Raw genomic sequence first — 24,405 nt, forward strand, 5'->3', positions numbered from 1 at the left:
CACAGAAATTTCCCATGAAATTCAATGAGCATTGCTCCGCTTTGTGCGGTGCAGCAACGATTCGCGTTGACTTATCATGGCAATTTATGGGTAATTGCTCATGAGCGAAGCAAATGCTCAAAACCCTTCTGGGAGGAAGATGATGAATTTGAGAACCCTTCTGCTGGGCGTCAGCTCGGCTGCTCTCCTGTGCGGTTTCGCCAACGCCGAAACGCTGACCATCGCCACCGTCAACAACGGCGACATGGTGCGCATGCAGGGCCTGACGGAAGCCTTCACGACGAAAAACCCGGACATTCAGCTTGAGTGGGTCACGCTCGAGGAAAACGTGCTGCGTGAGCGCGTTACGACCGATGTCGCGACCAAGGGCGGTCAGTACGACATCATGACGATCGGCACCTACGAAGTTCCGATCTGGGCAAAGCAGGGCTGGCTGGTGCCGCTCGACAATCTCGGTGCCGACTATGACGTCGACGACCTGCTGCCGGCCATTCGCGCCGGTCTGACAGGCGACGACGGCAAGCTCTATGCCGCGCCGTTCTACGGCGAAAGCTCGATGGTCATGTACCGCAAGGACCTGATCGAGAAGGCCGGGCTCACCATGCCCGACGCGCCGACCTGGGAGTTCATCGGTGAAGCGGCCCGCAAGATGACCGACCGCGCGGCCGGCATCAACGGCATCTGCCTTCGCGGCAAGGCCGGCTGGGGCGAGAACATGGCGTTCCTGACCGCCACGTCCAACGCCTTCGGCGCCCGCTGGTTCGACGAGAAGTGGGTGCCGCAGTTCGACCAGCCGGAATGGAAGAACACGCTCGACATGTACGTCAAGCTGATGACCGACGCCGGCCCGCAGGGCGCGTCCTCCAACGGCTTCAACGAGAACCTTGCGCTCTTCCAGCAGGGCAAGTGCGGCATGTGGATCGATGCCACGGTCGCCGCATCCTTCGTAACGAATCCGAAGGAATCGACGGTCGCCGACAAGGTCGGTTTCGCCCTGGCTCCGGACACGGGCCTCGGAAAGCGCGGCAACTGGCTCTGGGCCTGGAACCTCGCCATCCCGGCAGGCTCGCAGAAGACCGAAGCGGCAGAAAAGTTCATCGCCTGGGCAACCAGCAAGGAATATGCCGCTCTCGTCGCCGAGAAGGAAGGCTGGGCAAACGTGCCTCCGGGCACGCGCAAGTCGCTCTATGAGAACGCCGAGTACCAGAAGGCGGCTCCGTTCGCCAAGATGACGCTCGACTCGATCGACGCCGCCGATCCGAAGAACCCGGCCGTCAAGCCGGTGCCCTATGTCGGCGTGCAGTTCGTGGCCATCCCTGAATTCCAGGGTCTCGGCACGACGGTCGGCCAGCTCTTCTCGGCTGCCCTTGCCGGCCAGATGACGGTCGACGATGCGCTCGCCCAGGCACAGCAGGTCACGACCCGCGAAATGACCCGCGCCGGCTACATCAAGTAAAAACCTCCTCCCCAAGGACAGGCTGCCCGGATGCGTTCCGGGCAGCCGAAAACGGGGTCTTTGCATCCGGCGCGGCCATTCCGCGCCGGAACTGTAAAAAACGTGTGACAACGGCACTCGGGCTCTATCCAATATGGATGCGATGCCTGTCCGGCGCGGGGAGCGGCCGGCGAAAAGGGAGGTCACGACAATGGCGACGGAGAACACGCGCGGTTTGGCGCGGATGATGTTGGCGCCCTCGGTGGGGTTGCTGTTGATCTGGATGATCGTGCCATTGGCGATGACGCTGTGGTTTTCGTTCCAGAACTACAACCTCCTGAACCCGGCGAATGTCAGCTGGGCGGGGCTGTTCAACTATCAGTATTTCTATACCGATCCGGCCTTCTTCCAGTCGATCTGGAACACGCTGCTGATCGTCGGCGGGGTGCTGCTGATCACCGTCATCGGCGGCATCGGCATTGCGCTTCTCCTCGACCAACCGATGTGGGGGCAGGGGATCGTGCGCATCATGATCATCTCGCCGTTCTTCGTCATGCCGCCGGTGGCGGCCCTCGTCTGGAAGAACATGATCATGCACCCGGGATACGGGGTGCTTGCGGACATTAATAGGTCCCTCGGCCTCCAGCCGGTCGACTGGTTTGCGCAATATCCGCTGTTCTCGATCATCATCATCGTTGCCTGGCAATGGCTGCCCTTCGCCACGCTCATCCTGCTCACCGCGCTGCAATCGCTCGATGGCGAGCAGAAGGAAGCGGCCGAGATGGATGGTGCCGGCTTCGTTTCGCGCTTCATCTACCTGACGGTGCCGCATCTCTCGCGCTCGATCACGGTCGTCATCCTCATCCAGACGATCTTCCTGCTCGGCGTCTATGCGGAAATCCTCGTCACGACGAATGGCGGACCGGGTTATGCGTCCACCAACCTGCCGTTCCTGATCTACCGCACGGCCCTTCTCGGCTACGACGTCGGCGGAGCCTCCGCCGGTGGCATCATCGCCGTCATCCTCGCCAATATCGTCGCCTTCTTCCTGATGCGCGCCGTCGGCAAGAACCTGGACAAGTAGGGAGCAAGATCATGGCTAGAGCCGTTTCAACGAGAAGAACCGTCGTCTTCACGATCGCCGCCTGGATTATCGCGCTGATCATCTTCTTCCCGATCCTCTACACGATCATCACCTCGTTCAAATCCGAGACCGAGGCGATCCAGGGCTTCAACATCGTTCCGTCCGGCACGGTCGAGAGCTACCAGGCCGTTCAGGCGCAGAGCAACTACTTCAAGTTCTTCCTGAACTCGGTGATCCTGTCGCTCGGCTCGACGCTCCTGGCACTCTTGATCGCCGTACCGGCCGCCTGGTCGATGGCGTTCTCGCCGACCGCCAAGACCAAGGACATCCTGATGTGGATGCTCTCCACCAAGATGATGCCGGCCGTCGCCGTGCTCGTGCCGATCTATCTGCTGTTCCGCGACTTCGGTCTGCTCGACAGCCGCATCGGCCTCACCGTCATGCTGACCATGATCAACCTGCCGATCGTGATCTGGATGCTCTACACCTACTTCCGCGAAATCCCGGGCGAAATCCTGGAAGCGGCCCGCATGGATGGCGCATCGCTCTGGGGCGAGATCGTCTACGTGCTGACGCCGATGGCGGTGCCGGGCATCGCGTCGACCATGCTGCTCAACATCATCCTCGCCTGGAACGAGGCCTTCTGGACGATCCGCCTGACGACGACCAACGCCGCGCCGCTGACCGCCTTCATCGCATCGTTCTCCAGCCCGCAGGGTCTCTTCTGGGCGAAACTCTCGGCAGCCTCCACGCTCGCCATCGCCCCCATCCTGATCATGGGATGGTTTTCGCAAAAGCAGCTTGTCCGCGGCCTGACCTTCGGCGCCGTGAAGTAAAGACCAGGATCGGGGAGGAGCCATCATGGGCAAGATCATTCTGAAGAAAGTCAACAAGAGCTTCGGCGCGACGCAGGTCATTCCGGGCATCGACCTCACCATCGAGGACGGCGAGTTCGTGGTCTTCGTCGGCCCGTCGGGCTGCGGCAAGTCCACGCTGCTGCGCCTTATCGCCGGCCTCGAAGACACCACCAGCGGCTCGATCGAGATCGACGGACGCGACGTCACCGGCGAGGCACCCGCACGGCGCGGGCTTGCCATGGTGTTCCAGTCCTACGCGCTCTATCCGCATATGAGCGTGCGCAACAACATCGCCTTCCCGCTGAAGATGGCGAAGATGGACCAGGCCGCGATCGACAAGAAGGTGACGGACGCCGCGCGCGTCCTGAACCTCACCAACTACCTCGACCGTCGTCCGGGTCAACTTTCCGGCGGTCAGCGCCAGCGCGTGGCCATCGGCCGGGCGATCGTGCGTGAACCGTCGGCCTTTCTTTTCGACGAGCCGCTGTCGAACCTCGACGCGGCGCTGCGCGGCACGATGCGGCTTGAGATCAGCGAGCTGCACCACCAGCTGAAGACCACGATGATCTACGTCACCCACGACCAGGTGGAAGCCATGACCATGGCCGACAAGATCGTGGTTCTCAACGCCGGCAATATCGAGCAGGTGGGCTCGCCGCTCGACCTGTATAACAAGCCGGACAACCTCTTCGTCGCCGGCTTCATCGGCTCGCCGCGCATGAACTTCGTCAAGGGCGAGGCGGCCAAGCCGTGGAATGCGCCGACCGTCGGCATCCGCCCGGAACACCTGAAGCTCTCCAAGGAGAGCGGCACCTGGAAGGGTCTCGTCGGCGTCGCCGAACATCTCGGCTCCGACACCTTCCTGCACGTCAATGCCGAGGGCATCGGCATGATGACGGTGCGCGCCGGCGGCGACTTCCCGGTCACGCATGGCGACACCGTCTACCTGACGCCGGAAGAGGGCCGCATCCATCGTTTCGACGACAAGGGCCTGGCCATCCGCTGAGGCACACCAGAACGAGCCGGGGCCGCACGCGCATCGCGAGGCCCCGGCACGAAGCAGAGACCGGACAACCGGAAGGAATGGACCATGACCACGAAACTGTCGCTCGCCACCCTGACGGATGTCGCAAAGACCGCGGGCGTGCCGGCCTACGGGCGCGAAGACCTCAAGGCGGGCATCGTGCACTTCGGCGTCGGCAACTTCCACCGGGCGCACCAGGCGGTCTATCTCGACGACCTGTTCAATCTCGGCCTCGACCATGACTGGGCGATCATCGGCGCCGGTGTCCTGCCCTCCGACGCGGCGATGCGGGCAAAGCTCGAAGGCCAGGATTTCCTGACCACCGTCGTCGAGCAGGACAACAACCGCTCCGGCGCCCGCGTCACCGGCGCGATGACCGGCTATCTCGCCCCCGGCAACGCGGCGGCGACCGTCGCTCAGCTGACCGATCCGGCGATCCGCATCGTGTCGCTGACCATCACCGAAGGCGGCTATTTCATCAATCCGGCCTCCGGTCATTTCGACCCGAGCCATCCGGCCATCGCCGCCGATGCCGCCAATCCGGCTGACCCGAAGACCGTCTTCGGCCTCATCCTCGCCGGCCTCAAGGCGCGCCGCGACAAGGACATTCCCCCCTATACCGTGATGTCCTGCGACAACATTCCCGGCAATGGCGAGGTGACGCATGCCGCCGTCTCCGGCCTTGCGCGCCTTTCCGACCCTGATCTCGCCGACTGGATCGACGGCAATGTCGCCTTCCCGAACGGCATGGTCGACCGCATCACGCCGGCGACGGGCGCACGCGAGATTGCCATCGTCGCCGACGACTACGAAATCGACGACCAATGGCCGGTGTTCTGCGAAGAGTTCAAGCAATGGGTGCTGGAGGACAATTTCCCGGAAGGCCGCCCGGAGCTGGAGAAGGTCGGCGTGCAGTTCGTGCCCGACGTCGCGCCCTACGAGCACATGAAGATCCGCATCCTCAACGGCGGCCATGCGGCGATCGCCTATCCCGCTGCGCTGCTCGACATCCACTTCGTGCACGAGGCGATGGAGGATGCGGATATCCGTGCCTTCCTCGCCAAGCTGGAGCGCGAGGAAATCATCCCCGTCATCCCGCCGGTGCCCGACACCGACCTCAACGACTATTTCGCGCTGATCGAACGCCGCTTCTCGAACCCCAAGATCGCCGACACGATCCCGCGCCTTGCCCAGGACGGCTCCAACCGCCAGCCGAAATTCATCCTGCCGTCCACCGCCGACCGCCTAGCCCGCGGCGAGGACGTCACCGGCCTTGCACTGGTTTCCGCGCTCTGGTGCCATTATCTCGCCGGCACCACGGACAGCGGCAAGCCGATCCCCCTCAACGATCCCAATGCCGACCGCATCCAGGCCGCCGCAAGTGCTGCGAAGGACAACCCCCAGGCCTTCCTCGCGCTTGACGACATTTTCGGCGCCGTCGCGCAGTCGGACCTGTTCCAGCAGCGCTTCGCCAATGCCCTCACATCCCTCCAGCGGGACGGCACGCGCGAAACCTTGAAGCGCTATCTCGGAAATTCGCTCTCGAACTGAGAAAACCCCACAAAAGACGGGGCTTTCCATCGGCGGGGGCAGACGTTACCACGGGGGCCAGAAACGGAACGAAAACCATGGCCGCCACCAAGACAGAACTGGTCATCTTCGATTGCGACGGCGTGCTCGTCGACAGCGAACCGATATCGCTTACGGTGCTGGTCGAGGCATTGGCGGCGGCCGGCGTCGCGATGAGCGAGGAGGAGGCGCACGACCGCTTCCTTGGCCGCAGCCTGAAAAGCATGTCGGAAATCCTGCATGACGAATATGGCCTGGCGATCGACGCGGCCTTTCTCGAAGCCATGCGCAAGGTGCTCTACGAGCGGTTTCGCGCCGAGCTCCAGCCGATCGAGGGCATTGCCGAGACGGTAGACGGGCTCGGCATCGCCCATTGCGTCGCCTCGTCGAGCCAGCCGGAACGCATCCGCCTGTCGCTCACCGTCACCGGCCTGATCGATCGTTTCGAGCCAAACATTTTCAGCGCCAGCATGGTGGCGCGCGGCAAGCCGGCGCCCGACCTTTTTCTCCATGCGAGCGCCGCGATGGGTGTCGCGCCCGGCCACTGCGTCGTGGTGGAAGACAGCCCGGCCGGCATTTCGGCGGCGAAATCCGCCGGCATGCGCGTCGTCGCCTTCACCGGCGGCTCCCATGCCCGCACGACGCGCCATCGCGACACGCTCCTCAGCCTGAACCCCGACGCCCTGTTTGACGACATGCGGGAATTGTTACAGTTTGTCCGCAAGGAAGAGGCCGACGGGAAAGAGCATTGATGCGCGATTTGATCGTTGCGGTGGACATCGGCACCGGCAGTGCCCGCGCCGGCGTGTTCGACCGAAGCGGCACGCTCCTGGGGCGGTCCGAACACCCGATCGCCATGCGCCGGCCCAGTCCCGACCACGCCGAGCACGATTCGGAAAACATCTGGCAGGCGGTCTGCATTTCGCTGAAGGCAGCGCTTGCGGTGGCGGGCGTGGCGGCGGCGCGCATCGCAGCCCTCGGCATCGACGCGACCTGCTCCCTGGTGGTGCGCGACAGGCAGGGCCAGCCGCTTGCCGTCTCGGGCGGCGAGGAGGCGCGCTGGGACACCATCGTCTGGCTCGACCATCGCGCGCTGAAGGAAGCCGACATCTGCACTGCGACGAAACACCCGGTGCTCGCCCATTCCGGCAGCGTCATGTCGCCGGAAATGGAGATGCCGAAGCTGATGTGGCTGAAGCGCCACCGGCCGGAGCAATGGGCGAAAACCGGCTTCTTCTTCGACCTTGCCGATTTCATCACCTGGCGGGCGACCGGCTCGAATGCGCGGTCGCGCTGCACGATGACGGGCAAATGGAACTACCTCGCCCATGAGGAGAAGCCCTGGAGCGAAAGTTTCCTGCAGGCGATCGGGCTGGAGGACCTGCGCGAGCGCGGCTCGCTGCCCGAAGAGACGCTGGCGGTGGGCGAGGCGATCGGGCGGCTGACGGCAGAGGCGGCACGCGACCTCGGCCTTGACACGGATTGCGTGGTCGCGACGGGCCTGATCGACGCCTATGCCGGCACGTTCGGCGTGCTCGGCCCCTTTGCCGGCCAGCCGGAGAAGCTGGAGCGCCAGTTGGCGCTGATCGGCGGCACGTCGAGCTGCATCGTCGCCTTCTCGCGCGAGAAGAAATTCGGCTTTGGCATGTGGGGGCCGTATTACGAGGCGGTGCTGCCGGGCTGGTGGCTGGTCGAGGGCGGGCAATCGGCGACGGGCGCGCTGCTCGATCATATCGTGCGCCTGCACAGCGCCGGCGGCGAGCCTTCGGCGGCAAACCACGCGCGCATCGTCGCTCGCATCCGCGAAATGCAGCAGGAGGAGGGCGAGGCCTTCGCCGACCGGCTGCATGTGCTGCCGGATTTCCACGGCAACCGCTCGCCGCTGGCCGATCCGCATGCGCTCGGCGTCATCAGCGGGCTGGCGCTCGATGCCTCCTTCGACGGGCTCTGCCGGCTCTACTGGCGCACCTCCGTCGCCATCGCGCTCGGCATCCGGCACATTCTCGACAAGCTCGGCGACTGCGGCTACGTGCTCGATACGCTGCATGTCACCGGCGGCCATGTGCGCAATCCGCTGCTGATGGAGCTTTACCGCGACGTCACCGGCTGCCGCGTCGTCGTGGCGGATACCAACGATGCCGTGCTGCTCGGAACGGCGATGGTCGCGGCGGTGGCGGGCGGGCTTTATGCCGATCTTCCGGCGGCGGGTGCCGGCATGTATCCGGGTGGCAGCGAATACCGGGCGGATGTGAAGGGGCGTTACGACCGGGATTACCGCCGTTTCCTTGCGCTTTACAGGCATCGGGCAGAGCTCGAAACGATCGAATAAAAAGATCAAAAAAATTTGCAACCCGGTGGAACCAAATCCGTTGTCGCGTGTTTTTGTGTCGTCACCGGTCTGCGCATATCCCCCAAATGCGAGGCCCTCGACTGGTGATCGACCACGATACCGTGTCCCCCTCCGGTCCGTGGATACTCAAGCAGCCAGTGCCTCCCAGGCGCTGGCTGTTTTCTTTTGTGCGGATAACGAACATCAGAAAACAAGCGAAGGCGGCGGTGGGCGTGCCTCCCACCGCCGCCGGCCGCGCCGCCGCTGCGGCTATCCGGGAGCTAGATCAAGCCGCGGCGCGCGCTTGCGGGGTAAAGAGAAGGGCCTGGTTGATCAGGACCTTCACCTGCTCCGGATTGAACGGTTTCGAGACGAGGAAGGCCGGTTCCGGCCGCTCGCCGGTCAGGAGCCGTTCGGGATAGGCGGTGATGAAGATGACCGGGATGTCGGTCCGCGACAGGATGGTGTTAACCGCGTCAATGCCGGAGCTGCCATCGGCCAACCGTACATCGGCGAGGACGAGGCCGGGGCGGCTGTCGCTCCACAGCATCTCGGCCTCGGCCTGCGTGCGGGCGATGCCGGTGACGCGGTGGCCCATGCCGTTGACCATGTGGGCGAGGTCGAGCGCGATGAGCGGCTCGTCCTCGATGATCATGATTCCGGTCTGCGCCTGGGCGGCGATCTCCGCGAAGGCGGCGTCGAGCAGGGCGCGGATGGCGATGGTTTCCGCTTCGAGGATTTCCGCGGTCCGTTCCACCGAAAAACCTTCGACGGTTGCCAGCAGCAGCGCCTGACGGCCGAGCGGGGGAACGCCGGAGAGATCGAAGGGTGCCTCCCGGCCGGGCGCGATGGCGCCGGCGCGGCGGCTCATCGAAACGGGGAGGGAGGAAATGATGCGGCTCAGGAGCCCGAAGAGCTTCGCCTTGTCGTCTTCGCCCTCGGGCATCACGGAAGGATCGATGAGGATCGTTTCGAGCGTGGCGGCCACATAGGCGTCGCCGGAGGATTGGGTGCCCGTGAGGGCGCGTGCGTAACGGCGCAGCGCCGGCAGGTGCGGTCCGATGCGGTCGGAAATCGGCATGAGTGGTCCCCTGTTCTTAAATTGCTGCAATTGCAGTTGACGGTTTAAACGCGGGAACCAAATTTAAGTTCCAAAGCATGGAACCTTTTTTGCTGCGGGGCATTTCCAAGCCGAATTCGTCACTAGGGCGCGATGAACAATGAAAGTGGCCAAGAGTGAATAGCGTGGAACATAAAACGAATGCCGCCAAGCCTCGAAAGAGGCCGGATGATCCCAATGCACAGATCGCGACAAAACTTCGTGCATTCTACCATTCGGTACAGGACGAGACGCTTCCCCAAAGGTTCTTGGATCTTCTCGAAAAGCTGGATGCTGTCGAAAACAGCGTTCAACGGGCCGAGTGAGGACGAGATGGAACAGCGACAGACGACTTTCAAGCGTGAACTCCTCGCAGTTCTTCCCAGCCTGCGCGCCTTCGCCATTTCGCTGATCGGCCGCCATGACCAGGCGGACGACCTCGTGCAGGACACGATCATGAAGGCCTGGGCCAAGCAGGAACAGTTCGAAATGGGCACGAACATGAAGGCCTGGCTCTTCACGATCCTGCGCAACGAACTCTACAGCAAGCTGCGCAAGCGCGGCCGCGAGGTGCAGGACAGCGACGGCATCTTCACCGAGAACCTTGCGCAGCATCCCTCGCAATACGGTTCGCTCGACATGCAGGATTTCAAGAAAGCGCTCGAAAAGCTGCCGGACGAGCAGCGCGAGGCGATCATCCTCGTCGGTGCTTCCGGCTTCTCCTATGAGGAAGCGGCTGAAATCTGCGGCTGCGCGCTCGGCACCATCAAGAGCCGCGTGAACCGCGCCCGCCAGCGCCTGCAGGAGCTTTTGCAGGTCAGCGGCGAGGGCGATTACGGGCCGGATGCCATTTCGGCACCGATCACGTCGCGCGCCTTCGCATCGTAATTCTACCAAACGCCGCCTGTCATGATGACGGGCGGCGGAAAGATTGAGGGGATTGGGACGAATCTGCGTCTGCCGGCATGACTGGCTGGTGAAATGGGACGTGGAATCGCTTACCGAAAGTGTATGAAGGATAACGTTCAGCCACTACCGTCCGATTTTGAAGCGGTTCTGGGCGCGCCAGACCGTTTGGCGGCGCTTGAGGCTGTGATGCCGGTCTTTCTCGGCCCTGATCCCGATTTCGACGACATTGCCGGGCTTGCGGCGGGGCTGTTTTCCGCACCCATCGCCCTCGTCACCATTCTCGGCCGCACGGACCAATGGTTCCTGGCGCGCGAGGGCACGCGGGAGATCCGCGCGCCCTCGGCGGATTCCTTCTGTGTGCGATTGATCACCGAAAATGTCGGCGAACCGCTTATCGTCGCCGATGCTACCAAGGACTCGCGGTTTGCCGGCCTGCCGAGCGTTACCGGCGAGCCGCACCTGCGTTTTTATGCCGGCGTGCCGATCGTCGTCAGCGGGCAACCGATCGGCACGGTCTGCGTCTTCGATGTGAAGCCGCATCCGCGCGTCTCCGCCGATCTCCTGCCGCGCCTGAAGCAACTGGCATCGCTTGCCACCTCGCTTCTCGGGCTGAAAGAGGAGGCGCGGCGGCGCGCGCTGGCGGCCGAAGTTCTTTCGCGCGACGAAAAGCGCCATGCGCTGGCGCTCGATGCAGCCAATGTCGCAAGCTGGCTGTGGGATATCTCGACGGGCATCGTCTCGGGCAATGAGACCTTCTACCGCATGCTCGGCGTTAAGCCGGCACAGCCGATGAGCGCGCGCAAATTCTTCACCGCAGTGCATCCGGCGGACCGCAAGGTCACCATCGGCCGCCTGCGCAATGCGCTCGCCTCCGGCAAGGAATATGACGGCCTGTTCCGGGCGGCAAAATCCGGGCGCTGGCTGCTCGGGCGCGGCCGAGTGCATGAATGGGACGCGGATGGCAAACCGACGGTGTTCCTCGGCATCAATGTCGACGTGACCGACGGGCAGCTCGCCTCCGAGCGCACGCGCCTCCTGCTGCGCGAGCTCAACCACCGCGTCAAGAACACGCTCGCCATGCTGCAATCGCTGGCGCGCCAGACGCTGCGGCAGACGAGCGACCCGGTCGAGTTCATGGACGCCTTCGCCGGCCGGCTGCAATCGCTCTCCGAGGCGCATGGCCTGCTCAGCGACCACGAATGGGGCGTCATTCATCTGAAAATGCTGCTGCAGAAGCAGATCATGCCCTATGCGATGGACTATGAAAGCCAGGTCGAGATCCACAAGGACGAGGTGGAGCTTGGGCCGGATCAGGCTGTCGGGCTCGGTCTCGTGTTGCATGAACTCGCCACCAATGCCCGCAAATATGGCGGCCTGTCGCTACGCAGCGGAAAGGTGGTGATCACCGCGCGTGTCCTGAACGAGGACGGCCAGCGTGTGCTCAACATGACCTGGCATGAGGTCGGCGGGCCGCCGGTCAAGCCGGAAGGGCGCCGCGGCTTCGGCTCGGTGCTGATCGAGCGTAGCCTCGACAAGATCCTCGGCAGCAGCGTGCATGTCGAATATCTGCCGAAGGGCGTCACGGCCGTCATCCGCATGCCGCTTTAAAAAATCAGGAAAATCAGTCGTCGCGGCGGGATTTGGGCGCGAGCAGGAAACCGAGTGCGAGGGCCGCGGCCGTTGCTGCGAAGGGTTTTCGCACGGCGACGGTTGCAGCGGCGGCCATCAGGTCGCGGCGTGCCGCCAGTTGATCGCGGCGGATGCGGCGCAGTTCACGCTCGCGCTTGTTGCGCATGGCTACGACCGCAAGCACGATCAGCGCAAGCAGCAGGAAGCCGCCGGCAAGGCCGAAAAGGGCCGGCACGGTGCCGTAGTGCTGCGCAAGCAGCACGGCGGTCGCGACCACGCCGAGCACATAGGCGGTGATCAGCAGGAGGCCGATAATCAGGCCGGCGATCGCATTGCGCTTGGCAATGTCCATCGTCTCGTCCACCCGGTCCGTGACGCGGGTAACGAGGTTCTGCATGAGAATGGCCCCCAGTGACAGCATGCTATGGCGCTCCGGCAATCAGGAAGGGACGCCGGATGGCGTCCCTGAAACGTGCGAGGATGGGATCAGCGGCGCAGCAGTGCGGCGAGCAGGAAGCCAGCAGCAGCCGCGACGCCGAGCGTGGCGAGCGGATGCTCCTTCACGGCCTTGCGGGCGCGGCGGCCGGAATCCTGATAGCGGGTCTGGAACTCTGCCAGAATGTCCTCGCCGGCCGCGATCATGTCGCGAATGTCGCCCTGTGCGCGATCCTTAAGGTCATGCGCGGCGTCGCTTGCCTGCGCCTTGACCGCCCGTGCCTTCTTGCGGATGCCGCTTGCGCCGTCCGAGGCGTCGCTGGCGAGCAGCTTGGCGAGAGACGCGATCTCGTCGCGCAGTTCCGCGATCTGCTCCTCGACGGCCTGGGCGTCGTCGTGAAGGCCGTTGCGCAGGCCTTTGCTGCGCGATGAAAACAATCCGGTGGCCATGCCGTTTCTCCTTTTGCGGTCGCCCGCGCGGTGCGCGGGCCGAACAGCGCTCCACCCCCTTGGCGGAACGGTCTTTCCGGGGCAGGAAACGTGGGGCGGGGCAAAAAGTTCCGTAAGGCGCTGGAGAATCAGGCCGAAGCGGTGTGCGGCAGCACGAAGGGCACGCCCGTGGCGGGCACGCCGTTGATGCGCATGCGGCAGCCGAACACGGCTTCCATCGCATCGTCGGTCATGACGTCGGCGGGCCGGCCGGCGCGCTCGATGCGGCCGGCGCGCATCATCACCATATGGTCCGCGAACATGGCGGTGAGGTTGAGGTCGTGCATGACCGCGATCACCCCGCCGCCGCCTTCGCAGTAACGCCGCGCGAGCTGCATGATGGTCAGCTGGTGGCGGATGTCGAGTGCCGAGACCGGCTCGTCGAGCATCAGGAAACAGGGTTCGTCGTCCAGCACCGGTTCCCAGATCTGCGAGAGCACGCGGGCGAGCTGCACGCGCTGCTGCTCGCCGCCCGAAAGCTCCTGGTAGAAGCGGCCAGCGAAACCGGAAAGATCGACGGCGGCGAGCGCCTCGGTGGTAATGGCGTCGATGCGCTCGGCATGGCGGTTCGGGCCGACGGTGAGGCCGAGGCGGACGATTTCGCGCACGGTGAAGGGGAAGGCGATGGTGGCGGCCTGGGGCAGCACGGCGCGCTTCACCGCGAGCTGCCAGGGTTCGAGTGCGCTCAGCGCATGGCCGTTGATGGTGATCTCGCCCTTGCTCGGCAGTTCGCCGGCGAGCGCCTTCATCGTCGTCGTCTTGCCGGAGCCGTTCGGGCCGACGATGGCGGTGAGCTGCCCAGCCTTGGCTTCGAGCGCCACGCCATGCACGATGGTCTTGCCGGACAGGCTGACCGTGAGGTTCTTTGCGGTGATCATTGTCCTACCAGCCGTTGCGCGTGCGGTCGCGCAGCAGCACCCAGAGGAAGAAGGGTGCGCCGGCCAGCGCCGTGATGATGCCGATCGGCAGTTCGGCGGGCGCCACGATGGTGCGGGCGAGCATGTCGGCGCCGAGCATCAGCACGCCGCCGAAAAGGGCAGAGGCCGGCAGCAGGTAGCGGTGATCCGGCCCGATGACGATGCGCAGCAGATGCGGCACGACGATGCCGACGAAGCCGATGCCGCCGCTGACGGCGACCGAGGCGCCGACCGCGCCGGCAACGGCGACGACGGCGATATATTTCAGCCGCTGCACCTTCACGCCCATGTGGAAGGCGGCGGCCTCGCCGAGCGTGATGGCGTTGAGGCCGCGCGACAGGAACGGCACGACGAGCAGGGCCACCAGCATGATGGGGCCTGCGGCAAACAACTTCGCCCAGGTCATGCCGGAGAGCGAGCCGAGGCTCCAGAAGGTGATATCACGCAGCTGCTTGTCGTCGGCCATGTAGATGAGGATGCCGGTGATGGCAGCGGCAAGTGCGGAAATCGCGATGCCGGCCAGCAGCATGGTGGCGACGGAGGTCTGCCCGCCGCGCGTGGCGATGCGATAGAGCAGCAGCGTCGTCAGCAGGCCGCCGGCAAAGGCGGCAAGCGGCAGCGCGAAGGCGCCGAGCGCGATCATCACCCCGGCCGGCAGGCTGGCGCCGAGCACGATCATCAGCACCGCGCCGAGTGCCGAGCCGGACGAGATGCCGACGAGGGCGGGATCGGCGAGCGGATTGCGGAACAGGCCCTGCATGACCGCGCCGGACATGGCGAGTGCGGCGCCGATCAGGAAGCCGAGCAGCGCGCGGGGCATGCGGATGTCGAAAACGATGATGCGGTCGCGCATGCTGAGCGCCGTGTCCTCAGCACCGCTGAACAGAGCGCCGATGACGTTGATCGCGGAGGCATCCGAGGCACCGGTCGTGATCGACAAGGCGAGAGCGACGAGCGAGATGAGGACGAGGGCGACGAGCGTCAGGCGGGCGACGGCCGTCCGGTCGCCGGCGTGCCGGGACTGGACGGAGCGCATCAGCACGGAACCGCGCGCCGCGTCATTGAGAGACATTGCCGTAGAGTTCTTTGTTGAGATCGCGGATGGCGGAGGCGGTGCGTGGGCCGAAGCCGAGCAGGTGCAGGCTGTTCATGCGCAGGATCGCCTTGTTGGCGGCGGCCGGCGTCACCGAGATCGCCGGATGCGCGAGGATCTCCTCGTCGCTGCTGCCGGCGCCGGGACGCGTCATGATCATGACGACATCGGGCTTGGCCTTGATGATCGCCTCGTCGGTGAGCGGCTTATAGCCTTCGAAGGCGCCTTCGGTCGCATTGATCGCGCCGGCAAGCCCGATGATGCCGTCGGCCGCCGTGTGGCCGCCCGCGGCCATGACCTTGCCGTTCTGGAAGGAGAGGATAAACAGCACGCGCTTGCGCTCGTTTTCCGGCCGCTTGGCGGCGTCGGCAATTGCGCCGTCGAGATCGGCCGCGACCGTGGCTTCGAGTTCCTTGGCCTTGTCGGCCACGCCGAGGAATTTGCCGACGACATCGATCTTCTTCAGGATCGCCGCGCGGTCATAGCCTTCCGGCACGGTTTCGAAGGGAATGCCGGCGCTCTTCAGGACGGCCAGCGCATCCGGCGGGCCGCTGCCTTCGACGGCGAGGATGGCGGTCGGGTTGACGGCGATGACGCCCTCCGGCGAGAGCTGGCGCATATAGCCGACATCCGGCAGCTTCAGCGCGTCTTGCGGGAAGGTGCTGGTGGAATCGCGGGCGACGAGGCGGCCGCCTTCGCCGAGCGCATAGACGATTTCCGTCACCGCGCCGCCGATCGCCACCAGTTTCGAGCTGTCGACCTGCTGCATTTCCTGCGCGACGGCCTTGCGGATGAAACCGTTCGAGCCGGAGCCCGCCAGCGGCAGCAGAAGGGGGGCGGAAAGGGCAAACACGGTGAGGGCCACTTCCCATGGGCGGGCGCGGCGGAAATCGAAGCTCTTGCTCATGGTCGGTTCCTTAAAGGGTCTCCAGAGTGTTTTCACGAAACGCGAAAACACTCTGTCTCTTTGTCGTTACGCAATTCTCGGCAAGCAAAACCGCTTCACACTTTTGCTGGAATTGCTTGTCCCTCAGGCGGCGACGCTGTCGGGGCGTGGCAGGCCGTCGAGGATCTCGCGCCAGTCGGTGCGCTCCACCATGCCTTCCTTGCGCTTGCCGAAGAACTGGATGATCATCTCGCCGCTCGCGTCATAGGCCTCCAGCGAGGTGACGTGGCCGTCGACGGTCGGCTTGCGCACGACCCAGCACTCGGCGATGTGATCCATGCGCAGGTGCATGTGGAAGGTCGGGTCCATGACGTTGAGCCACGGCCCCATCGGCTGGATATTCTTCACTGGGCCGGTGTGGATCTGGATCGTGCCGTTGTTGCCGACGAAGCACATGATGTCGGCATCCCGCTCGGCGGCAGCGCGCATCAGGTCGCCGACGGCGTCGGCGCGCACCTCATGGGCGAAATCCTCGCCGACGCTGCGCACGGCATCCTGGCGGCCGATCTTCAGCTTCTTCAGCAGGCCGAAGAACTGGTGCGTATCGGTCATGGCCGCCCAGCTTTCCCGCAGGACTGCGACGTCGACCGGGCCGGTATCGTCGACCTTCTGGGACACCACCTCGACGAAATCCTGCGACTGGTCCTCCAGGCGGAAGTCGGCGACGATGGCCTCATAGGCTTCGAGATTGGAGGCGGGGCGCAGGTGCACCTTGTGCACGGCGACGCCGGCCTTGTCGAAGAACTGCAGGCTGCGGCGCACCTGGTCGCCATCGGTCTTGGTGACCGCGAAGCCATGCGCCCAGGTGCCCGGGAAGATGCGCAGGTCGATGTTTTCGCCGAGCACGATCGAGGCATGCTTGCCGGTGGTGATCTTCTCGAAGACGCCGATCTTCTCGTGCACGACGCTCTCGTTGCGGGTCAGCGCCATGACCTCGCCGAGCGCTTCCGAGCGCTCGAGGAAACGGTTGGCATCGCCGTCGATGCGGACCGCGGTCAGGCCGACTTCGGCCGCAACGAGCGCGGCTTCCGAAATGCCGAGCTGGGCGGCGATGTCGCGCTCGCGCATTTTGGGGTTCTCGGCGCGGAAGGCGCGGATTTCGGCGGGGGTCGGTCGGGTCGTGTTGCTCATTGCTCGGCCTTGATCGAATGTCTGCCACGCCGGCCCTTCACGGTAAATTCAGTTGCCGGAACAGGGGTTTGACGGGGATTTTGCGTTTACTATCTTGACTTCATTACTCATATTTATCTATGCACGCAATACCGGCGCCACAATGGGTTGTTAATTCTTGTGTGAGGCAGCCGGCAGGAACGACCGCGGCCGGCGCTCTCGGCCGACCTTAAAACCGGTATGAAACAGGCGGGCCAATGACCGTACGCACCATTCTTCTTTCGGCGATGCTTTCTGCTGCCGCCATCACGCATGCCGCAGCGCAGGATGTGTCCAAGGGGCTGGACGTCGAGCTCAACGCGCTCGCAAGCTCGCAGAAGGGCTGCCTCTTCACCTTCGTGGCGGGCAACGGCTTTGCGCAGAACGTTTCGAAGGTCTCCTTCGAATTCGTCATCTTCAACGACAAGGGCACGGTCGAGCGCCTGGCGCTGCTGGATTTCCGCGACCTGCCGGCCGGCAAATCCAAGGTGCGCCAGTTCGACGTGCCGGGCATCAAGTGCGAGACGGTGAAGAACCTGCTGATCAACGATGCGCCGGTCTGCGAAGGCGAAGGCCTGGAGAAGGGCCGCTGCATGGACGGCATCGTCACGCGCAGCAAGGCGACGGCCACTCTCGAAGGATAGGCCTCGAAGGATGAGTATCGCGTTCGCGGCGCATGAGGCGCTGTGATGCATGAAACGGAATGACGGGTGATATCATGTCTGGAAGCAAGTGGCTCTGGGTTGGCGGAGGCGTCCTTTCCCTGCTGGCGCACGCCACGGCCGCCGCAATCCTCACCATGGCGCCGGCGCCTGAAGAAGAGCAGGCGCTGATCGCCGGCGGCGTCGTCGCGGAAGTGGCGATGCTCGGCAACGGCGCCTTCGAGGCGGTGGAATCCGGCAATCCCGAAGATACGATCACGCCCGAGACGATCCAGCCCGACATCACAGAGCCGGTGCCGCAGGAAGTGGCGGAAATCCAGCCGACCGAAATCGAGCCCGAAGTGACGGAGATGGTGCAGCCCACCGACCCGATCGTTTCCGAGCCGGTGGAAGAGTTGCTCGTGCCGTCGGCCGAGGTTGAGATCGCTGCCATCCCGGTTCCGGAAATCAAGCCGGAAATCGTGCCGGAAGAAGCGATCGAGCCCGTTCCGGAAGTGAAGAAGGAAGAGCCGGTCAAGAAGGTCGAGCGCAAGAAGCCGAAGCAGAAGCCGGTCAAGAAGGCCGGCGAGAAGGGCAAGGCCAAGCAGAACGCCACCAAGGGCGAGGTCGATGGCTCGGCGGATGTGAAGACCGCGGCGGTCGGCGGCCAGAAGAAGGGCAATTCGTCCGCCGCCGGCAATGCCGCTGTCAGCAACTATCCGGGCAAGGTGCGCAACAAGATCAACCGCGCCAAGCGCCGCGTTTCCGGCGGTGATCGCGGCAGCGTGGTCGTGAGCTTCACGGTCGGTTCCAGCGGCCAGGCGAGCGGCATCCGCGTCGCGCGCAGCTCCGGCAGCGCGGCCCTCGACAAGGCGGCAGTCGATTCGGTGCAGCGCGCGGCACCCTTTGCCAAGATTCCGGAGGCTGCCGGGCGCTCGTCCTGGGCCTTTAACGTGCCGATCGTCTTCAACTGAGGCGCGCATTCCCGCCATGAGCCCCATGGCGGGAATTTTTTGCACGAAAATATGACTTTCGTAGTCATGTTTATACTTTACTCTCAAACTCAGGTTTTGTAGGTTGCCCCTGACTGAGGCTTCGCGCTGCGGAGTGCCAAAGGGGAACTTGCATGAATTACGTGACTGCAGGCCGCGCGGAAGCGGTCTTGAAATCGATGATCGCCGAGCGCGACCGGCGCATCTCGGACCTGGAACGCCAGGTCGCCACACTCAGGAAGCAGGTCGCGGCCGCGCCGGAAACCGCGGTGGCGGACGTGCCCGCCGTTGCCCCGCGCGTCGAAGTGCGGGTGCCGCAGGCACCGCGCAGCGTGGAAGTCACCAAGATCAAGCGCCGGACCGGCGAAGCGGAGAGGAAGGCGATGCGCGAGAAGCACAGGCAGCAGCAGCAGGCCCGCGGCCACCAGGACGACGCGGCCCAGAAGGCGGACAGCAAGGCGACGCTCGAAGGGCGCAGCTTCCTCTATGTCGGCGGTCGGGACTGCCAGGTGGCGCATCTGCGCCAGATCGCCAGTTCCTACGGCGCCAATCTCATCCATCACGATGGCGGCCTGCGTGAAGCGGTGTCGCGCATCGACAATGTGCTGCCCTCGGTCGACTGCGTCTTCTGCCCCATCGACTGTATCAGCCATGATGCCTGCATCCGCGTGAAGACGGGCTGCAAGAAGTGGGAAAAGGCTTTCGTACCGCTGCGCAACGGCAGCAAATCCTCCTTCGAGCGCGCCCTGCAGAGCATGAGCCAGGGAGAGACTGCGCAGTGAATGACGAAAGACCCGAAGCCTTCATGATGATCGGACTGCACAAGCTGGCTGCACAGAACGGCGACGGCCTTGTGCCGGAACTTTACGCCCTGCTGACGCGTCGTGCGGAGGTGCTCGAAACCGAGAACGTCACGGAATTCCCGGTCCAGAACGCCCGCCCGCCGTCGCGCACGGCGAGCTTCGAGGGCCCATCCGCCCTTGAAGCACGCAATGACAATGTCGTAGCCTTCCCCGTGCCGCGCCGCGTGCGGCGGGATTCGCTCTGACATCAAGGTGCTTGCATGTTCTTCGCCATGAACCGTTTCCGGATCGCAATCGGCCACGAAGAGTCTTTTGAAAATATCTGGAAGGGGCGGGATTCCAGCCTGGCGGACACGCCCGGCTTCCAGTCCTTCCACCTGCTTCGTGGCGATACCAATGCGGAAGAGGGGTTCACCCTCTTCGCCTCCCATTCGATCTGGGCGAGCAAGGACGATTTCATTGCCTGGACGAAATCGGAGAATTTCCGGCAGGCGCACAAGAACGCTGCGGCCGACAAGGGCATTTATCTCGGCCCGCCGAAATTCGAGGGCTTCAGCGTGGTCGAAGGCGCATGAACGTGCTCGACGATCCCGACCGCGTCGAGGTCCTGCCCGTCCTGCCGTCGCTGGATATCCAGGAAACCAAGGCCTTCTATACGAAGCAACTCGGCTTCGAAGAGGTCGTCTACGAGGCGAACAACTATCTCATCGTGCGCCGCGTGGCCGGCATGGAACTTCACTTCGCGCTCGTCGATGACCGGTCGCTCTGTGAGAACACGACCGTCTATCTGCGCGGCGGCGGCATTGAAGATCTGCACCGCGAATTCAGCGCACGCGGGGTGCCAAGCCTGACGCCGATGGCGGTGCGGCCTTGGAACATGGAAGAGTTCTACATCCATGATCCGCATGGCAACCTGCTGCGTTTCGGCCGGATCCCGACGAGCTGATCAGGTTTCCTTGCGCGGCAGGAACGCGCCGAGCGCCACCGCCAGCCAGCCCGCCATCATGATCACGCCGCCCGTTGGCGCGGACATCGGGAAGAGCCCGTGGCCCGCCGTATGGCGGAAGACGAGGTCGCCCGCAAAGAGCGCGGTGCCGACGGCGAGCAGCAGGGCGGCAAGCGGGGCGATCCGCATGGTCCGCCACGCGGCATAAAGCGCGATCAGTGCCGGGGCGTGCGCCAGGCACATGGTGGAGGCGCCGGCCATCAGGCGCGGGTCGCTGCCGTGCGACGCGGCCGCCGCGGTGACGACGCCCGTGATACCCATCAGGCCGGCGACGAGCAGTGTCGTCGAACGAAGCGAAAACGACATCGGGGTCCTATTCCTGGTTCTGCATGTGGTGGGCGAGGCGGGTCACCGGCTCGAGGATGATGGTGCGCAAGCCCTCGCTCGGCACGGTCTCCTCCAGCGCGCGTCCGAAGCAGAGCAGCCATTCGTCCCGCTCCGCCGGCCCGATCTGTGCCACGAAATGGCGGCGGCGCAGCATGGGGTGGCCGCGCTTGTCCGTATAGAGCGGCGGTCCGCCGAGCCAGCCGGTCAGGTATTCGTAAAACTTCTCTTCGCTGCTGGAGAGATCCGGCGGATGGATCGCGCGACAGCGCGCCGCTTCCGGCAGGGTGTCCATCAGTTCGTAGAAGCGATGCGTCAGCGCCCGCACACCCCCATCGCCGCCGATCGCCTCATAGAGGGTGATCGTCTCGCCCTGCCGTTCCTCGCTACCGGTCGTATCCGTCATCGCCGCTTTCCCGTTTCTCCGGTATTAGCGCCCGGCCATCCGGCAGGCAATGGCAGCCTTTTGCCTGCGACGAAGCGCGCGTTTCTGACGGATTGACAAGAAACCGTCCAGACGGTATGTTTTAAGCATGAGCAAGGCACATCACCGCAAGAAACACCCGGAAGCCGTCCGCCAGCAATTGCTGGAGGTCGCCGCACGGCTGTCGCTGGAGAAGGGACCGGGGAGCGTGACGCTCGATGCGGTCTCGCAGGCGGCCGGCGTCAGCAAGGGCGGCCTGCTGCACCATTTCCCGAACAAGCTGTCGCTGCTCGACGGCCTGTTCAGTGACCTGACGGAAAAGCTCGACCGGGTGCTCGCGGAAAAGATGCAGTCCGACCCGGAGCCGAAGGGTCGCTTCACCCGGGCCTATGTCGCGGTGTTCTTCGTGCCCGAGGGCATGGACGACAGCGAGCAATGGAAGGTGCTGACCATCGCGCTGATTTCCGAGCCGCACCTGCGGGAACGCTGGCGACAATGGGTCGAGCGGCATCTCGCGGAAAACATCGGCACGGATTCCTCGCCGGATTCCGTGCTCGTCCGCTATGCCGTGGACGGCCTCTGGCTCGCCGACCTGCTCGGCGCGCCGACACTGGATGCCGAAACGCGCACCGCCATGCTGGGCCGGTTGCTCGCGCTTTCGCGCTCCTGATCCAACACTTCGCGCCCCGCCGGCGCCCATTGGCGCGATGCGCGCCGGAGACACGTCATGAGCCTGCCCCTCGTCTATGCCGCCCTCGTCGTCGCCATCATCTTCGAAGTGCTCGGCACCTCGGCCATGCAGGCCGCGCAGCATTTCACCCGCGTCGTGCCGACGGCCGCGATGGTCGTCTGCTATGCCATCGCCTTCTTCTTCCTGTCCTGGAGCCTGCGCTACGTGCCGGTGGGCATCGCCTATGCCATCTGGAGCGGCCTCGGCATCGTGCTGATCTCGGCCGTCGGCTATTTCGCCTTTGGCCAGAAGCTCGATCCGGCAGCACTTTTCGGCCTCGGCCTCATCATTGCCGGCGTGCTTGTGCTGAACCTTTTCTCCAAATCGACATTCCACTGAAAGGCAGCCGGAATCGGCAGGCCCCCCGCTTGCCAAGAAGCGGGTCTGGTCTTAATCGATTCCGGCAATTGAAAGCGGTTTCAATTGCCGGCTTTAAGAGGAATGGCACATGGCTATACGCACCATCGTATGGGGTGAAAACATCCACGAGCAGACGAACGAGATCGTGCGCTCGATCTACCCGAACGGCATGCACAAGACGATCGCCGACGCGCTCAACAGGGATCCCGCGATCAGCGCCACAACGGCGACCTTGCAGGAGCCGGAGCACGGCCTGAGCGAGGCGCGGCTTGCCGAAACGGACGTGCTCGTCTGGTGGGGCCACAAGGACCATGGTGCGGTGGACGACGCGGTGGTCGAGCGCGTGGCCAAGCGCGTGTGGGAGGGCATGGGCCTGCTCGTGCTGCATTCCGGCCATTTCTCGAAAATCTTCAAGCGCCTGATGGGCACGCCCTGCGCGCTGAAATGGCGCGAAGCCGGCGAGCGCGAGCGCCTGTGGGTCATCAATCCGCGCCACCCCATCGCCGAAGGCCTTGGCGAGAACTTCGTGCTGGAAAATGAGGAAATGTACGGCGAGCAATTTTCCGTGCCGGAGCCGCTGGAAACGGTCTTCATCTCCTGGTTCGCCGGCGGCGAGGTGTTCCGCTCCGGCATGACCTGGCGCCGCGGCGCCGGCAAGATTTTCTACTTCCGCCCCGGCCACGAGACCTATCCGACCTATCACGATGCTACTGTGCAGAAGGTGCTCGGCAACAGCGTGAAATGGGCCTTCAACCCGCAGGGCACCTACGCGGCGATCCACGACGCGCCGAACGTGCCGGTGGAAAACGCGCTGGAGCCGATCGTCGAGCGCGGTCCGAAGCTGCATGAAGCCGGCGAAGCCGGTTACCGCTGAGGCCTATTATGCGTCTTCTCATCCTTGGAACCGGCGGCATGGCGAACAGCCATGCCCAGCATTTTTCCGCAATCGAGGGCGTCGAGCTGGTCGGCGCGGTCGATGTCGATCCGTTGCGGGCCAAAGCCTTCGCCGACACGCATGGCATTCCCAATGTCTTCACCTCGCTGGAGGACGCGATCGCCTGGAACGGCTTTGACGCCGCCACCAACGTGACGCCCGACCGCGCGCATCACCCGACGACGCTAGCGCTGCTGGCGGCGGGAAAACACGTCATGTGCGAAAAGCCGCTCGCGGAAAACTATGCCAAGGCGGACGAGATGGCGCGCGCCGCCGACGCATCCGGCCTCGTCACCATGGTGAACCTCACCTACCGCAACGTCGCACCCTTGCAGAAGGCGCGCGAGATGGTGCTGGCTGGCGAGATCGGCCATGTGCGCCATGTCGAGGCGTCCTACCTGCAAAGCTGGCTCGTCTCCAAGGCCTGGGGCAACTGGGCGACGGAAAGCCAGTGGCTCTGGCGGCTTTCCACCCGGCACGGCTCGAACGGTGTGCTCGGCGATGTCGGCATCCACATCCTCGACTTTGCGAGCTATGGCGCCGCAAGCGACGTGGAGCATGTCTTCGCGCGGCTGAAGGCCTTCGACAAGGCGCCGGAAAACCGCATCGGCGAATACGACCTCGACGCCAATGACAGTTTCACCATGACCGTCGATTTCGCCAATGGCGCGCTCGGCGTCATCCATTCCAGCCGCTGGGCGACCGGGCATCTGAACGAGTTGCGCCTTCGCATGCACGGCGACAGGGGCGCGCTGGAAGTCCTCCACTCCACCGAGGGATCGCGCCTGCGCGGCTGCCTCGGCGAGGATGTCGAGCAGGCGGTTTGGCGCGAACTCGATGCCGGCACGGTGCCGACCAACTACCAGCGCTTCGCCGCCGCCGTGACCGCCGGCAAAAGGATCGAACCCGGCTTCCGCCACGCCGCCGAGCTCCAGAAGGTGCTCGACCTCGCCATCGAGACCGAAAAGGACCGCTGCGAACGGAAAGTCTGAGGTTCAGCCCGGCGCAGGGCCTGTCGATCCGCGCACGAGGAAATCGACGGGCCAGACTTCCTGCAACCGCTCCGGCGCTTCCCCCTGCAACAGTTGCAAGACCATGTCGCCGATCCGAATGGCTGCGGCCCGAGGTCGTGACCATGCGCGAAGACATCCGCCTCGCCGGCCGCGAACTGGCAAAAGCCGTGATCGCCCGCATCGAAGGCAAACCGCCGGCCGAGCTCCAGACGCT

General features: G+C 64.4%; 29 protein-coding genes and 1 pseudogene. 21 read left to right on the forward strand and 9 right to left on the reverse strand.

Features of this window, described 5'->3' with window-relative positions:
* Positions 1-142: 142 nt before the first annotated feature.
* The 7 genes from GB927_RS31030 to GB927_RS31060 all read left to right on the forward strand — a co-directional run bounded on the left by GB927_RS31030 (position 143) and on the right by GB927_RS31060 (position 8,298).
* Positions 143-1,456, forward strand: coding sequence for an ABC transporter substrate-binding protein (locus GB927_RS31030; protein WP_256121099.1), 1,314 nt, complete (start codon positions 143-145; stop codon positions 1,454-1,456).
* Between the two features lie 190 nt (positions 1,457-1,646).
* Positions 1,647-2,519, forward strand: coding sequence for a carbohydrate ABC transporter permease (locus GB927_RS31035; protein WP_256121100.1), 873 nt, complete (start codon positions 1,647-1,649; stop codon positions 2,517-2,519).
* Between the two features lie 11 nt (positions 2,520-2,530).
* Complete coding sequence (locus tag GB927_RS31040; RefSeq protein WP_256121101.1) at positions 2,531-3,355, forward strand: carbohydrate ABC transporter permease; 825 nt, start codon at positions 2,531-2,533, stop codon at positions 3,353-3,355.
* 25 nt (positions 3,356-3,380) lie between these two features.
* On the forward strand, positions 3,381-4,382 hold the full coding sequence (locus GB927_RS31045) for an ABC transporter ATP-binding protein (RefSeq protein WP_256121102.1): 1,002 nt from the start codon (positions 3,381-3,383) through the stop codon (positions 4,380-4,382).
* A gap of 84 nt (positions 4,383-4,466) precedes the next feature.
* Positions 4,467-5,951 carry a mannitol dehydrogenase family protein gene (locus GB927_RS31050; RefSeq protein WP_256121103.1) on the forward strand — a complete coding sequence of 495 codons (1,485 nt, stop codon included), beginning with the start codon at positions 4,467-4,469 and terminating at the stop codon, positions 5,949-5,951.
* Between the two features lie 77 nt (positions 5,952-6,028).
* Positions 6,029-6,721: an HAD family hydrolase gene (locus tag GB927_RS31055; RefSeq protein WP_256121104.1), complete on the forward strand. Its 693-nt coding sequence runs from the start codon at positions 6,029-6,031 to the stop codon at positions 6,719-6,721.
* A complete protein-coding gene (locus GB927_RS31060) occupies positions 6,721-8,298 on the forward strand; it encodes an FGGY-family carbohydrate kinase (protein WP_256121105.1) in 1,578 nt (525 codons plus the stop codon). The genes GB927_RS31055 and GB927_RS31060 overlap by 1 nt, the downstream gene beginning before the upstream one ends.
* Before the next feature lie 286 nt (positions 8,299-8,584).
* On the opposite strand, the gene GB927_RS31065 is transcribed toward GB927_RS31060, so the two are convergent.
* Positions 8,585-9,379, reverse strand: coding sequence for a response regulator (locus tag GB927_RS31065; protein WP_256121106.1), 795 nt, complete (start codon positions 9,377-9,379; stop codon positions 8,585-8,587).
* Between the two features lie 164 nt (positions 9,380-9,543).
* Here GB927_RS31065 and GB927_RS31070 point away from each other — a divergent pair, with 164 nt between their 5' ends.
* From GB927_RS31070 to GB927_RS31080, 3 genes are all read left to right on the forward strand, one after another.
* On the forward strand, positions 9,544-9,723 hold the full coding sequence (locus GB927_RS31070) for a NepR family anti-sigma factor (protein ID WP_256121107.1): 180 nt from the start codon (positions 9,544-9,546) through the stop codon (positions 9,721-9,723).
* A gap of 7 nt (positions 9,724-9,730) precedes the next feature.
* Complete coding sequence (locus GB927_RS31075; protein ID WP_256121108.1) at positions 9,731-10,285, forward strand: RNA polymerase sigma factor; 555 nt, start codon at positions 9,731-9,733, stop codon at positions 10,283-10,285.
* Positions 10,286-10,408: 123 nt separating this feature from the next.
* Positions 10,409-11,914 (forward strand): sensor histidine kinase, encoded by a 1,506-nt coding sequence (locus GB927_RS31080; RefSeq protein ID WP_256121109.1) that lies wholly within the window; start codon positions 10,409-10,411, stop codon positions 11,912-11,914.
* A gap of 13 nt (positions 11,915-11,927) precedes the next feature.
* Here GB927_RS31080 and GB927_RS31085 read toward each other — a convergent pair whose 3' ends face one another.
* The 6 genes from GB927_RS31085 to GB927_RS31110 form a co-directional block, all read right to left on the reverse strand.
* Positions 11,928-12,356 (reverse strand): hypothetical protein, encoded by a 429-nt coding sequence (locus GB927_RS31085; protein ID WP_256121110.1) that lies wholly within the window; start codon positions 12,354-12,356, stop codon positions 11,928-11,930.
* A gap of 65 nt (positions 12,357-12,421) precedes the next feature.
* Positions 12,422-12,820, reverse strand: a complete 399-nt coding sequence (locus tag GB927_RS31090) for a glycine zipper domain-containing protein (protein WP_256121111.1) — start codon at positions 12,818-12,820, stop codon at positions 12,422-12,424.
* 128 nt (positions 12,821-12,948) lie between these two features.
* On the reverse strand, positions 12,949-13,737 hold the full coding sequence (locus GB927_RS31095) for a heme ABC transporter ATP-binding protein (RefSeq protein ID WP_256121112.1): 789 nt from the start codon (positions 13,735-13,737) through the stop codon (positions 12,949-12,951).
* 4 nt (positions 13,738-13,741) lie between these two features.
* Positions 13,742-14,848 (reverse strand): FecCD family ABC transporter permease, encoded by a 1,107-nt coding sequence (locus GB927_RS31100; RefSeq protein ID WP_256121113.1) that lies wholly within the window; start codon positions 14,846-14,848, stop codon positions 13,742-13,744.
* Positions 14,835-15,776, reverse strand: a complete 942-nt coding sequence (locus GB927_RS31105; protein WP_256121114.1) for a heme/hemin ABC transporter substrate-binding protein — start codon at positions 15,774-15,776, stop codon at positions 14,835-14,837. The genes GB927_RS31100 and GB927_RS31105 overlap by 14 nt, the downstream gene beginning before the upstream one ends.
* A gap of 123 nt (positions 15,777-15,899) precedes the next feature.
* Positions 15,900-16,946 carry a hemin-degrading factor gene (locus tag GB927_RS31110; protein ID WP_256121115.1) on the reverse strand — a complete coding sequence of 349 codons (1,047 nt, stop codon included), beginning with the start codon at positions 16,944-16,946 and terminating at the stop codon, positions 15,900-15,902.
* 236 nt (positions 16,947-17,182) lie between these two features.
* Here GB927_RS31110 and GB927_RS31115 point away from each other — a divergent pair, with 236 nt between their 5' ends.
* From GB927_RS31115 to GB927_RS31140, 6 genes are all read left to right on the forward strand, one after another.
* The gene (locus GB927_RS31115; protein WP_256121116.1) at positions 17,183-17,608 is read left to right on the forward strand and encodes a hypothetical protein; all 426 of its coding nucleotides are present in this window, start codon (positions 17,183-17,185) and stop codon (positions 17,606-17,608) included.
* A 74-nt stretch (positions 17,609-17,682) separates the two neighbouring features.
* Complete coding sequence (locus GB927_RS31120) at positions 17,683-18,579, forward strand: energy transducer TonB family protein (RefSeq protein ID WP_256121117.1); 897 nt, start codon at positions 17,683-17,685, stop codon at positions 18,577-18,579.
* A gap of 401 nt (positions 18,580-18,980) precedes the next feature.
* Positions 18,981-19,379, forward strand: a complete 399-nt coding sequence (locus GB927_RS31125; RefSeq protein WP_256121128.1) for a DUF2325 domain-containing protein — start codon at positions 18,981-18,983, stop codon at positions 19,377-19,379.
* The gene (locus GB927_RS31130) at positions 19,376-19,645 is read left to right on the forward strand and encodes a hypothetical protein (RefSeq protein WP_256121118.1); all 270 of its coding nucleotides are present in this window, start codon (positions 19,376-19,378) and stop codon (positions 19,643-19,645) included. Before GB927_RS31125 ends, GB927_RS31130 begins: the two co-directional genes overlap by 4 nt.
* A gap of 15 nt (positions 19,646-19,660) precedes the next feature.
* The gene (hmuQ, locus tag GB927_RS31135; protein ID WP_256121119.1) at positions 19,661-19,975 is read left to right on the forward strand and encodes a heme-degrading protein HmuQ; all 315 of its coding nucleotides are present in this window, start codon (positions 19,661-19,663) and stop codon (positions 19,973-19,975) included.
* Positions 19,972-20,346, forward strand: coding sequence for a bleomycin resistance protein (locus GB927_RS31140; RefSeq protein WP_256121120.1), 375 nt, complete (start codon positions 19,972-19,974; stop codon positions 20,344-20,346). Before hmuQ ends, GB927_RS31140 begins: the two co-directional genes overlap by 4 nt.
* Here the strand turns inward: GB927_RS31140 and GB927_RS31145 are convergent, their stop codons facing one another.
* Both GB927_RS31145 and GB927_RS31150 read right to left on the reverse strand, forming a co-directional pair.
* Positions 20,347-20,712: a DUF423 domain-containing protein gene (locus GB927_RS31145; protein ID WP_256121121.1), complete on the reverse strand. Its 366-nt coding sequence runs from the start codon at positions 20,710-20,712 to the stop codon at positions 20,347-20,349.
* 7 nt (positions 20,713-20,719) lie between these two features.
* The gene (locus GB927_RS31150; RefSeq protein WP_256121122.1) at positions 20,720-21,136 is read right to left on the reverse strand and encodes a group II truncated hemoglobin; all 417 of its coding nucleotides are present in this window, start codon (positions 21,134-21,136) and stop codon (positions 20,720-20,722) included.
* A gap of 127 nt (positions 21,137-21,263) precedes the next feature.
* On the opposite strand from GB927_RS31150, the gene GB927_RS31155 reads away from it, so the two are divergent.
* The 5 genes and pseudogenes from GB927_RS31155 to GB927_RS31175 all read left to right on the forward strand — a co-directional run.
* Positions 21,264-21,824 (forward strand): TetR/AcrR family transcriptional regulator, encoded by a 561-nt coding sequence (locus tag GB927_RS31155; RefSeq protein WP_256121123.1) that lies wholly within the window; start codon positions 21,264-21,266, stop codon positions 21,822-21,824.
* A gap of 57 nt (positions 21,825-21,881) precedes the next feature.
* A complete protein-coding gene (locus tag GB927_RS31160) occupies positions 21,882-22,223 on the forward strand; it encodes a DMT family transporter (RefSeq protein WP_256121124.1) in 342 nt (113 codons plus the stop codon).
* A gap of 109 nt (positions 22,224-22,332) precedes the next feature.
* Positions 22,333-23,118: a ThuA domain-containing protein gene (locus GB927_RS31165; protein ID WP_256121125.1), complete on the forward strand. Its 786-nt coding sequence runs from the start codon at positions 22,333-22,335 to the stop codon at positions 23,116-23,118.
* A gap of 8 nt (positions 23,119-23,126) precedes the next feature.
* Positions 23,127-24,170 carry a Gfo/Idh/MocA family protein gene (locus GB927_RS31170; RefSeq protein WP_256121126.1) on the forward strand — a complete coding sequence of 348 codons (1,044 nt, stop codon included), beginning with the start codon at positions 23,127-23,129 and terminating at the stop codon, positions 24,168-24,170.
* 119 nt (positions 24,171-24,289) lie between these two features.
* Positions 24,290-24,405 (forward strand): annotated as a pseudogene (locus GB927_RS31175) (LacI family transcriptional regulator); the annotation flags it as partial.

The organism is Shinella lacus (assembly GCF_010994755.1).
In the GTDB taxonomy this organism is placed as follows: Bacteria; Pseudomonadota; Alphaproteobacteria; order Rhizobiales; family Rhizobiaceae; genus Shinella; species Shinella lacus.

What these genes read in the sequence shown, in the direction of transcription:
- GB927_RS31030 (WP_256121099.1), top strand. Translation starts at nt 143, where the DNA reads ATGAATTTGAGAACCCTTCTGCTGGGCGTCAGCTCGGCTGCTCTCCTG.
- GB927_RS31035 (WP_256121100.1), top strand. Translation starts at nt 1,647, where the DNA reads ATGGCGACGGAGAACACGCGCGGTTTGGCGCGGATGATGTTGGCGCCC.
- GB927_RS31040 (WP_256121101.1), top strand. Translation starts at nt 2,531, where the DNA reads ATGGCTAGAGCCGTTTCAACGAGAAGAACCGTCGTCTTCACGATCGCC.
- GB927_RS31045 (WP_256121102.1), top strand. Translation starts at nt 3,381, where the DNA reads ATGGGCAAGATCATTCTGAAGAAAGTCAACAAGAGCTTCGGCGCGACG.
- GB927_RS31050 (WP_256121103.1), top strand. Translation starts at nt 4,467, where the DNA reads ATGACCACGAAACTGTCGCTCGCCACCCTGACGGATGTCGCAAAGACC.
- GB927_RS31055 (WP_256121104.1), top strand. Translation starts at nt 6,029, where the DNA reads ATGGCCGCCACCAAGACAGAACTGGTCATCTTCGATTGCGACGGCGTG.
- GB927_RS31060 (WP_256121105.1), top strand. Translation starts at nt 6,721, where the DNA reads ATGCGCGATTTGATCGTTGCGGTGGACATCGGCACCGGCAGTGCCCGC.
- GB927_RS31065 (WP_256121106.1), bottom strand. Translation starts at nt 9,379, where the DNA reads ATGCCGATTTCCGACCGCATCGGACCGCACCTGCCGGCGCTGCGCCGT.
- GB927_RS31075 (WP_256121108.1), top strand. Translation starts at nt 9,731, where the DNA reads ATGGAACAGCGACAGACGACTTTCAAGCGTGAACTCCTCGCAGTTCTT.
- GB927_RS31080 (WP_256121109.1), top strand. Translation starts at nt 10,409, where the DNA reads ATGAAGGATAACGTTCAGCCACTACCGTCCGATTTTGAAGCGGTTCTG.
- GB927_RS31085 (WP_256121110.1), bottom strand. Translation starts at nt 12,356, where the DNA reads ATGCTGTCACTGGGGGCCATTCTCATGCAGAACCTCGTTACCCGCGTC.
- GB927_RS31090 (WP_256121111.1), bottom strand. Translation starts at nt 12,820, where the DNA reads ATGGCCACCGGATTGTTTTCATCGCGCAGCAAAGGCCTGCGCAACGGC.
- GB927_RS31095 (WP_256121112.1), bottom strand. Translation starts at nt 13,737, where the DNA reads ATGATCACCGCAAAGAACCTCACGGTCAGCCTGTCCGGCAAGACCATC.
- GB927_RS31100 (WP_256121113.1), bottom strand. Translation starts at nt 14,848, where the DNA reads ATGTCTCTCAATGACGCGGCGCGCGGTTCCGTGCTGATGCGCTCCGTC.
- GB927_RS31105 (WP_256121114.1), bottom strand. Translation starts at nt 15,776, where the DNA reads ATGAGCAAGAGCTTCGATTTCCGCCGCGCCCGCCCATGGGAAGTGGCC.
- GB927_RS31110 (WP_256121115.1), bottom strand. Translation starts at nt 16,946, where the DNA reads ATGAGCAACACGACCCGACCGACCCCCGCCGAAATCCGCGCCTTCCGC.
- GB927_RS31115 (WP_256121116.1), top strand. Translation starts at nt 17,183, where the DNA reads ATGACCGTACGCACCATTCTTCTTTCGGCGATGCTTTCTGCTGCCGCC.
- GB927_RS31120 (WP_256121117.1), top strand. Translation starts at nt 17,683, where the DNA reads ATGTCTGGAAGCAAGTGGCTCTGGGTTGGCGGAGGCGTCCTTTCCCTG.
- GB927_RS31125 (WP_256121128.1), top strand. Translation starts at nt 18,981, where the DNA reads ATGCGCGAGAAGCACAGGCAGCAGCAGCAGGCCCGCGGCCACCAGGAC.
- hmuQ (WP_256121119.1), top strand. Translation starts at nt 19,661, where the DNA reads ATGTTCTTCGCCATGAACCGTTTCCGGATCGCAATCGGCCACGAAGAG.
- GB927_RS31140 (WP_256121120.1), top strand. Translation starts at nt 19,972, where the DNA reads ATGAACGTGCTCGACGATCCCGACCGCGTCGAGGTCCTGCCCGTCCTG.
- GB927_RS31145 (WP_256121121.1), bottom strand. Translation starts at nt 20,712, where the DNA reads ATGTCGTTTTCGCTTCGTTCGACGACACTGCTCGTCGCCGGCCTGATG.
- GB927_RS31150 (WP_256121122.1), bottom strand. Translation starts at nt 21,136, where the DNA reads ATGACGGATACGACCGGTAGCGAGGAACGGCAGGGCGAGACGATCACC.
- GB927_RS31155 (WP_256121123.1), top strand. Translation starts at nt 21,264, where the DNA reads ATGAGCAAGGCACATCACCGCAAGAAACACCCGGAAGCCGTCCGCCAG.
- GB927_RS31160 (WP_256121124.1), top strand. Translation starts at nt 21,882, where the DNA reads ATGAGCCTGCCCCTCGTCTATGCCGCCCTCGTCGTCGCCATCATCTTC.
- GB927_RS31165 (WP_256121125.1), top strand. Translation starts at nt 22,333, where the DNA reads ATGGCTATACGCACCATCGTATGGGGTGAAAACATCCACGAGCAGACG.
- GB927_RS31170 (WP_256121126.1), top strand. Translation starts at nt 23,127, where the DNA reads ATGCGTCTTCTCATCCTTGGAACCGGCGGCATGGCGAACAGCCATGCC.